The organism is Streptococcus sinensis (assembly GCF_000767835.1).
GTDB lineage: Bacteria > Bacillota > Bacilli > Lactobacillales > Streptococcaceae > Streptococcus > Streptococcus sinensis.
This window is the reverse complement of sequence record NZ_JPEN01000031.1, coordinates 1-8,879: the sequence shown is the minus strand read 5'-3', so window position 1 is coordinate 8,879 and position 8,879 is coordinate 1. Positions and strand designations below refer to the sequence as shown.

The 8,879-nt window shown below is 42.5% G+C and carries 7 protein-coding genes and 2 pseudogenes; all 9 read right to left on the bottom strand.

Features of this window, described 5'->3' with window-relative positions; translation table 11 throughout:
* Positions 1–61: 61 nt before the first annotated feature.
* The gene (locus SSIN_RS01940) at positions 62–496 is read right to left on the bottom strand and encodes a helix-turn-helix transcriptional regulator (RefSeq protein WP_156956268.1); all 435 of its coding nucleotides are present in this window, start codon (positions 494–496) and stop codon (positions 62–64) included.
* Between the two features lie 112 nt (positions 497–608).
* Positions 609–1,289 (bottom strand): YwaF family protein, encoded by a 681-nt coding sequence (locus SSIN_RS01935; protein ID WP_037615116.1) that lies wholly within the window; start codon positions 1,287–1,289, stop codon positions 609–611.
* Between the two features lie 225 nt (positions 1,290–1,514).
* Complete coding sequence (locus SSIN_RS01930; RefSeq protein ID WP_037615114.1) at positions 1,515–2,204, bottom strand: YwaF family protein; 690 nt, start codon at positions 2,202–2,204, stop codon at positions 1,515–1,517.
* A 3-nt stretch (positions 2,205–2,207) separates the two neighbouring features.
* Positions 2,208–2,746, bottom strand: a pseudogene (locus tag SSIN_RS01925) (DUF1697 domain-containing protein).
* 6 nt (positions 2,747–2,752) lie between these two features.
* The gene (locus SSIN_RS01920; RefSeq protein WP_037615112.1) at positions 2,753–3,364 is read right to left on the bottom strand and encodes an NUDIX hydrolase N-terminal domain-containing protein; all 612 of its coding nucleotides are present in this window, start codon (positions 3,362–3,364) and stop codon (positions 2,753–2,755) included.
* Entirely contained in the window at positions 3,351–4,724 is a 1,374-nt protein-coding gene (locus SSIN_RS01915) for a UDP-N-acetylmuramoyl-tripeptide--D-alanyl-D-alanine ligase (RefSeq protein ID WP_037615110.1), read from the bottom strand. Before SSIN_RS01915 ends, SSIN_RS01920 begins: the two co-directional genes overlap by 14 nt.
* An 81-nt stretch (positions 4,725–4,805) precedes the next feature.
* Positions 4,806–5,852 carry a D-alanine--D-alanine ligase gene (locus SSIN_RS01910; RefSeq protein WP_037615108.1) on the bottom strand — a complete coding sequence of 349 codons (1,047 nt, stop codon included), beginning with the start codon at positions 5,850–5,852 and terminating at the stop codon, positions 4,806–4,808.
* Between the two features lie 148 nt (positions 5,853–6,000).
* Positions 6,001–6,597, bottom strand: coding sequence for a recombination mediator RecR (recR, locus tag SSIN_RS01905; RefSeq protein ID WP_037615106.1), 597 nt, complete (start codon positions 6,595–6,597; stop codon positions 6,001–6,003).
* 53 nt (positions 6,598–6,650) lie between these two features.
* Positions 6,651–8,685, bottom strand: a pseudogene (gene pbp2b, locus SSIN_RS01900) (penicillin-binding protein PBP2B).
* Positions 8,686–8,879 lie beyond the last annotated feature (194 nt).

The following is an 8,879-nucleotide window of genomic DNA, read 5'->3' as shown; positions in this document are numbered from 1 at the left end:
ATCTGTAAAAAATAATTGATATTTTAAAAAATTATTCTTGACTTTTTACATAGAATGCCTCCTATATTTTTCGAATAATCTGCACCAAGATATAGCCAGTCGTGCTGATGACTAGCGCTACTGCCAACAAGGTCAGCAGATAACTGTTAGAGATGGGCATAATAAAAATAAAAAACAGAAATAATAGACAAATATTACATAAAAAGGCCAGTAAAATCTTTCGATTACTCTTGACAGTATTGGTCGAATCTTCTAAGTGCTGGATCATGCTCTCATCTCCTTTCAACAATTCGTCCAAGCTAACCTGATACAAATCGCTTAGTTGTAAGACATATAAAATATCCGGATAAAATTTTTCAGTTTCCCAATTTGAGATAGTTTGTCTTGAAACATTTAGTTCTTCTGCGACACTTTCCTGTGTCATGCCAGACATCTGCCGCGCTTTTTTAATTTTTTGCCAATTTCCATTACCCTTCTCCCATCTTTCTACTTTCATTTTACTCTTTTCTTGCCTAAAATCTAGCAAATTTTTTTGACATTGGGCAAAATAAAGGAAAAATCCTGCCAAATGAACTTGACAGGAGCTGTAAATTTGAAATAATTCGATTTTAGATGAGTTCTAACTGTTTTTTCCACCGTTTTTTAAATAATGCATCAAAGAGTATCAGGGCGGCTGACAAAATAATTGACACATCTAGATATTTTACTAAAAGGCTGTACTCACTGATAAAGGGAGGTCGAGCGAGTAAACCATAATTGCCCCCCGTTATTTGGTTGACGCCAACAAGGAAAGCATTGAGCCCAAAAGTGTAGAGGACAATCATATATTTCTTGAGCTGGGTCTTGTCATAGTGATTCATCAAGTACAGTAGGGAGTTGACCAAAAGGGCATAGTGCCCAATCAAGAAAGAGAAACTGGTAATGTGGGGAAAATCATAGGGGTCAAAGACGGGATAACCTAAAGCAAAGAGCGCTCCGCTGACTCCTAAGAGAGCGAAATACTGCTTGCTACGCCATTTGTCTGGCAGAAAGACCACTGCAAACATGGCCAAACGGCAATGGTACAAGGGCAAACTATTTGCCAAGGGAAGCTGAAAACCTACATACCAGCTATAAAGAATTGCCAGCTGAAACAGCTGAAGGATTTTCATACTTTTGATAAAAGTCGGGTTCTTGTGGTACTTTATCGTCGCATAAATAGACAGTAAAAGCAGCGCCATCATCAAAGAGTAGGCCAAAGCGGAAATCAAGGGTGGCTCAGTTTGGTTGGTAGTCAAAAAATGATGCATCCGGTTTCCTTTCTAATTCTAAAACCTGTTTTATTCAGCTAACAGTTTCCTTTGCAAGACATTCAAGCTTTGAAAAGTCTCCACAAAAACGACTACGTCAAGAAGCTTTATCTTTTTAGTACATATCTTCAGTCATGTTCAATTAACTCCGGCATCGTAAAGATTTTTCCTAGATTAGGAGTGAGATCAATCTTGATTTGGCAAAAGTATGAATACAGGTTCTTATTAAGTCAGTCTTTCTGCTTGCTTTTCTCTTATTCCTTTAAAGAAATAGGAAAATAGGAGCAAGGCAGTCGCTAAAACCAAAGATACATTAAGATAATTACCAAGCATACCGTGATCTCCCACCAAAGGAGGATTCTTTAAGAAACCGTAGTCCCCGCCGGTTGCGATATTTGCAATTAAAATCAAGAAATTTAAGCCAAAAGTAATTTCCACAATGCGACGATAGGACAGCCTCAGACTATCATAGTTCTTCATCAGGTAAATAATCGAATTGCCCAAAAGTGCAAAATGCCCGATGAAAAATGAAAAGAGGGTGACATGCGGAAATGGATAGGGGTCCAAAATCGGATAAAGAATCGCGCAGATCGGACCAAATACTCCCAACAAAGCAAAATATTGCTTGTAAGGGACTTTATCTGGTAAAAGCAAAACGGCAAACATGGCAATCCGGCAATGGTACAAGGGAAGACTCTCAGATAGAGGCTCCTGAATAGCCCAATACCAGCCGTATAAAAATACCAATTGCACAATTTGAGCGATTCTGAAAAAAGTCTGCATTTTCTTTCTCTCAAAAAAACGGCTGGCTAGATAGATGACAGACACCAGTCCGACCATCATCAGAATATAGGCGAACGGCGTCATCATAGGCGGTTCTGTTTTGTGACTAGTAAAAAAATCTAGTAAATTCATTTGTCAATCTTTCATCCTAATAAATAAATTTTTAACGACACTAAGCTTTCTGGTCGTAGCAACGATTCCTAATTTCTTTTCTAAAAAATTATTATTTAGCTTCTTTTTCGCAGCATCTCGTGGTAAGTACTTATAAAGGCAGCTCGAGCCCCTCTCAAATATCTCGCCCTCAAATGCTAGACTTTGAATCTTTGCCAACTTCTGCCTGTCAAGCTCATGATTAGTAAAGGTCAGATGGATCCTGGAAAGATTACAGGCTGCAGGAAATGGATTTTCAGCAATCACCAATTCTAATCTAAATCAGCTTTCTTCTTAATAACAACCGACAGGTTGGCTCCAATTTGCTGAAAAATGCTTTGGTGAATCTGATTGGCTAAAGCCTCAGCGGATAAATCCGTTTCGCAAAGGATATTACCCGACTGGATATAAGTTGAAACACTGCGCAAACCAGAAGCTTCCAAAATCTCTACCAATTCACTCATCTTGGGTATTCTATTCGGCCCCGTCGACAAGACACCGCGCAGCAAGGCTAGATATTGCATACTGTTCTAATCTAAGTATTGTTCTCGTTTGCCCTGATAGATTTCCCAGAGAAGCTGCATCTGCTCTTTTGTTATCCTTTTCTCAGATAAAAGAGGCAAATTCTGCGGGTCAAAGAAATTCAGTTCTGAGATTTCTAAATTGGGCTGAAAATCTCCCTCTTCCAGCTGGCATTCAAAAATGAGCTTGACATACTGCTTACTTTGTGGCTGAAATTTATTGCTATCAAAGACAGCCAGCAAGCGTACTACGCTAGCTTGAAATCCCGTTTCTTCCTGAATTTCTTTTAGTACATTCTCTTTGGTGGAAAGACCAACTTCGCAGAAACCACCTGGCAGAGCCCATGTCTCCTCTTGCTGTCCTCGTACTAGACAAATCTTGCCCTGCTGAACGATAAAAGCTCGGACATCGACCAAAGGAGTCGCATAAAAATCTGTCGGTCGGAGCAAGTTAGAAAGTTCCTCTTGATCCAGATGGCTGGTCTCGCTTAGCAGCTGATTTAGATTATCTCTGATATCCGCATAGCGTTCTCGATCAAACTCACTGGCAGCAAAAGACAGACCTGTATCCGTTATAGCCAGCAGTCGCTGGAGAATCAAAGCAACATCAGTTGTCTCCATGCTCCAATACCTCCACTAGTTTATCCAACTTCATCGAATTACTGCCCTTGAGCAAGATTTGGTCGGCTGATTGCAACCAAGTCGTAACAGTCTTGGTCAAATCTTCAAACTGATCCTTGTCAGCATTTTTGACAAAATAGTGCACTCGATTTGGTGGATAAATTTCCCGAGCATAGACATAGAGGGCTTCCATATCCTCTCCATAGAGGAAAAGGTCAGTAATAATCTCAGGGTTAAGACTGGTAATCATGGCTCCATGCATCAGCTTGGAGTCAGCTCCCAGCTCCTTCATATCAGCTAAGACTGCAGCTTTGCGGCCGCCCTGAGTGGCTGGAATCGTTGAGAAAGTCTCAAGAATCAAGCGCATAGCTGTTGGATTGGCGTTGTAGACATCTGATAGGATATCGGCTCCATTAGCTGCTTTCTTCCACTCAGTTCGATTGCGAGTCAGTTCTAGCTGGGCAAAAGCCTGGCGGATAGCTGGCTCGCTCACCCCTTCTTGCAGAGCTACATAAGCTGCAATCATGGCGTTGGTCGCATTGTATTTGCCAGTCACTGGCAAGTCAATAGCCTGTTCCAGAAAATTTGCTTCAAAGGTCAGGCTGTCCTTGCGCTCCTCTAATCGAGTCAAGAAAATATCTGCATCGGGACCAAAGCGAATCACTTTTTGCTGGTCTGGCAGAAAATCATTGACGATCTTATCAGCCGGAGCCAAGAGCAGACCACCTTTCTTCATGCCATCCGCAATCTGCATCTTGCCTTTGGCAATCTCCGTACGGCTTCCGAAAAATTCTAAGTGAGCTTCGCCAATCAAGGTCACAATGCCTGTTTTCGGCTTAGCAATTTCAGACAGAAGATGGATATCCCCCAAGTGATCTTGCCCCATTTCCAGAACTAGCTTTTCTGTATCGTCGGGCATGTGGAGCACCGTGTAGGGCAGGCCGATTTCATTATTATAGTTGCCTTGAGTTTTATAGGTTTTGTAGCTAGTAGCCAGCAGCTGAGCCAGCATATCCTTGGTTGTGGTCTTCCCATTGGAGCCCGTCACAGCGAGCACATCTACGGCTGTCTTTTCCAGATAATATTGAGCCAAGCGCTGAAAAGCCGCCAGCACATCATCGACCAAAATATACGGTCCTTCTTCCACTGGACGCTCAGACAAGGTAGCTGCAGCACCTTGAGAAAAAGCTGTCACGATAAAATCATGGCCGTCACGCGCCCCCTTAAGCGGGATAAAAAGATCTCCCACCTCAATCAAACGGCTGTCAAATTCAGCTTTGTTTAAAGCTACATCTTCAAAACCTGACACATCATTTTTAGCCCCCAATACAGAAGCGATTTCATGCAAAGTTAATTTCATTTCTTCTCCTAAAAGAAAGAGTGAAAGTAAAGCCCTGTTCAACGAAACTAAGCTTAGCCTTCCACTCCCTATTTTATCTTCTTAAAGCAGGTGAGCTTCGCGTTTTTCGAAGGCTTCCTGAGCCAAAATTACTAATTTCTCAATCAAATCGGAATAAGGTAGCCCCATATTTTCCCAAAGTAAAGGATACATAGACCATTGGGTAAAGCCAGGCATGGTATTGAGCTCATTGAGGAAAATGTCGCCATCCTCTGTATAGAAGAAATCACAGCGCGCCAATCCCTGTCCACCCAAGGCTCGAAAGGCCGTCTCAGCATTCGTACGCATGATTGAAGTAACTTCATCCGAGATTTTTGCAGGAATATCCATGGTAATCCTATTGTCAATATACTTGGCCTCGTAATCGTAGAAAGCTACATCCTTGACTACTTCGCCTGGCAAGGTGCTCTTGACAGCATAATTTCCTAAGAGACCAACCTCAATCTCACGCGCATTGACTCCCTGCTCAACCAAGACACGGCTATCGTACTTGAAGGCCAAATCCAATGCTGTCCGCAACTCCTCTTGATTATCAGACTTGGAAATGCCCACACTAGAACCCATATTAGACGGTTTGGTAAAAATCGGATAAGTCAATTTTTCTTCGATTTCGGCAATTTTTTCTTCCAGATTTTCGCCCTCAATCACCGCTACATAAGGCACCTGCGGGATTCCAGCAGACTCCAGAATGCGTTTGGTGGTAATTTTGTCCATAGCAACACTTGAAGACAAGATATTGCAGCCCACATAGGGAAGCCGCAGCACTTCAAGAAAGCCTTGAATAGAGCCATCCTCGCCCATTGGGCCATGCAGAACAGGAAAGACAACTGCATTTTCCTCATAAATATCACTCGGTTTCACTTGCCGTGAAAAATCAACCGTTTCATTGGTCATGAGCTTTTCATCTGCAGATGGCTTTTCTGTGAATTCCTGCGTCTTGATAAAATCGCCAGCTTTTGTGATGAAATAAGTCTTGACAGAAAATTTGTCATAGTTGATAGCTCGCATGACACTCTCAGCCGACAAGACTGAAACTTCTCGCTCAGCACTACGGCCACCGTATAGTAAAATCAAGGTTTGTTTGACCATTATCTTATCCTAACATTTCTAGCTATAAGTTCATTTTGGGTTGCCCCATCTTCTTTTTAGACTGTTTCAGTATACCATATTTCCCAGCATTTTTGAATAGAAAAAAGACTTCCAAAGCTGTTTTTCAGCAGGAAATCTTTCTTTCATCTTACAATTCTGTCCGATTTTCAATCGCTCGGAGCAAGGTTACTTCATCTGCGTATTCGATATCAGCGCCCACAGCCAGTCCGCGGGCCAGACGAGTCACCTTGATACCCGCAGGCTTGAGCACACGAGAAATATACATGGAAGTCGCTTCTCCGTCAGCTGTTGCATTGGTTGCCACAATCACTTCCATCACTTGGCTGTCCATCAAGCGAGTCAAAAGGCTCTTGAGGTTGATGTCATCTGGTCCGATACCATTCATGGGGGAAATGAGGCCGTGAAGTACATGATAAAGGCCGTGGTATTCTTGGATATTTTCCATAGCGGACACATCACGGCTATCCTCAACGATGAGGATCACAGTCTGATCGCGCGTTTGATCCGTGCAAATCGCACAGGGATCATCATCCGTCAGATTGCCACAGATAGAGCAGTAAGTCAGCTCACGCTTGGCAGCTAGTAGATTTTTGGCAAATTCATTGACATCATCGTCACTCATCCCGATGGTATAAAAGGCCAAGCGGGTAGCTGTTTTGATGCCAATACCCGGCAGCTTGGAAAAGCTATCAATCAATTTGGCGATAGGGGTTGGATAAAGCATAATGGTAATAGTTGAGCAATAAAATAATCAGCAAATTTTACTGCTTTTCCTTTCTAATTCATAGGGTGCTGTTGGTTATAAAGATTGATAATATCACGAGTGATACTGTGGCTGACCGTTGAGGAAAGGTCAGTATTATGTGGAAAGACTACAGCCACAGCTATTTTAGGACTGTCGCTTGGGGCATAGGATACGACATTGGTGTTGATGGCGGATGCGCCACCATTGACATAGGTTTCAGCCGTCCCCGTTTTAGCACTGATGGAGACCGTCGCGCCCTGCGCAATCGTACGGCCAGTTGTAAAACCACTCCCCCCATTCACTACCTGATAGAAACCTTGTTTTAAAAGAGCCATATTTTCTGCGGAAATATTCACCTGATTCAGTTCTTTTGTTTCCTTTTTCTCAATCAGGTCTCCCAATCCGCCTTGCTCATTATTGCCATAAATCCCTTCTACCAGATGCGGAGCCACCCGTTTCCCGTTATTGGCAACCGTCGCAGCATACTGAGCGAGCTGAAGAGGGGTATAGTTATCAAACTGCCCAAAAGCATTGGTAATGTAATTACTTACTGTGAAATCTTTTGGAATATAACCTGTTGATTCATTAGGCAAGTCGATGCCCGTCGATGCCCCTAAGCCATATTCTGCAAAAACAGAGCGCAGCTTTTCCATCGCGGTATCAAGATTATCTGAACTTAATGCCATATTCGGAGTGTAGGGAGTTCCTAACATATTCAGAGCAAGCTGAACCATATAAGTATTCGATGAATACTCCAGCGCCTCAACCGCCGTAATAGAGCGAGAACCAAAGGACGTAAACCAAGAATTAATCGGAGCAGAGCCCGCAAAGGTAANCCAAGGATTGATTACCAGAAATAGCTCCGTACTGCCAACCAGCAGTCAAAGTGGCCGCTTTGACGACCGATCCAGGGACAAAAACGTTGGTAATGGTCCCTAAAGCATCCGCAGAGATATCGCCTGTTTCCAAATCGTGCTTAACACCAGCTAGAGCTAGGATAGAGCCCGTATCTGGATCCATAGCAACGGCATAAACTCCTTCAGAATAAGTCGCATTTCCGCTGCTCAACTCTGCATTAAAAGCATTTTTAAGGATATCTTCAACTCCCTGCTGGAAAGATAAATCAATGGTCAGCTTCAGATTATCTCCCTTACTGCCGTCTGAAATTTTTTCTACACTTTCCATATTGCCGTTTTTATTGAGATGAATCTCTTTTACAGCTCGCTTCCCTTGGAGGGTCGATTCATACTCCTTTTCAAGATAGGAAGTCCCCACTCGATCATTTAGAGAGTAGCCCTTCTTAAGATATTCATCTACCTCTTCTACCGGCAGACCGGCTTTCTCTGTGGAAATATTCCCCACGATTGACGCAAGAGAAGTGTCCAATACTTTCCTGTCCCAGCTTGTTGAAATGCTAATTCCCGGAAGGTCTTTTTCACTTGAAGCTAAAATCGCAACCTGCTCCGTTGACAATGGATCCGTCTGAATAGTTCCCGTTGAGAAGTTTGAAATGGCATTCATTTGGCTGAACAGCATAATTGCTTTTTTTTCATCATCCGTATAACCCAATTTAGACGGATCAATACTTTCTACTGCTGCCTTATAAATTTTTGACTCTTCCAAACGATTGCCATCGGTATCAAATTTTTCATTTTTAGGCAGCTTTTCAACGACCTCGCGATAGACATCCTTATCGGCCAGATAATAATCAACCGCTTGTCTGTCAGTCACGGCTATATCACTCACTGTGACATAATTGAGTAATTTTTGAGCTGTCTCACGAATTTCTCCAGCGGTGGCTTTATTATCCCGTGTATAGGTTACTACTTGTTTCGTTGTATTTTCAACCAAGGGATTTCCAGCAGCGTCATAAATCTGCCCTCGGACCGAGCTTGTTGTTATTCTTGTTTTGCTAGCCTTAGCCAATTTATCCGTATAAAACTTCTGATTGATAACTTGCATATAGCCCAGACGAACAATCAAGGTCAAAAATAATACCCCTACGATTCCAAACAGCAGGTACAATCTTCTCGTGATTGAATGGCTATCAAATTTTCTCTTCAACATCTCTTCCTCATTCTCATATAAATGTTCTGACTCTTATTTTACCACAAATCCCCACTGATGAATGGAACAAATTACACAAGACTTTTAAAATTCCAAATATGAATCTGGCGAATCCGCCTTCGAACAGACTAAAAAAGAGTCTGGGACAATAGTCCCTTTGCTACAAAAAAAGCAACGGATTTGCCGTTGCTTTT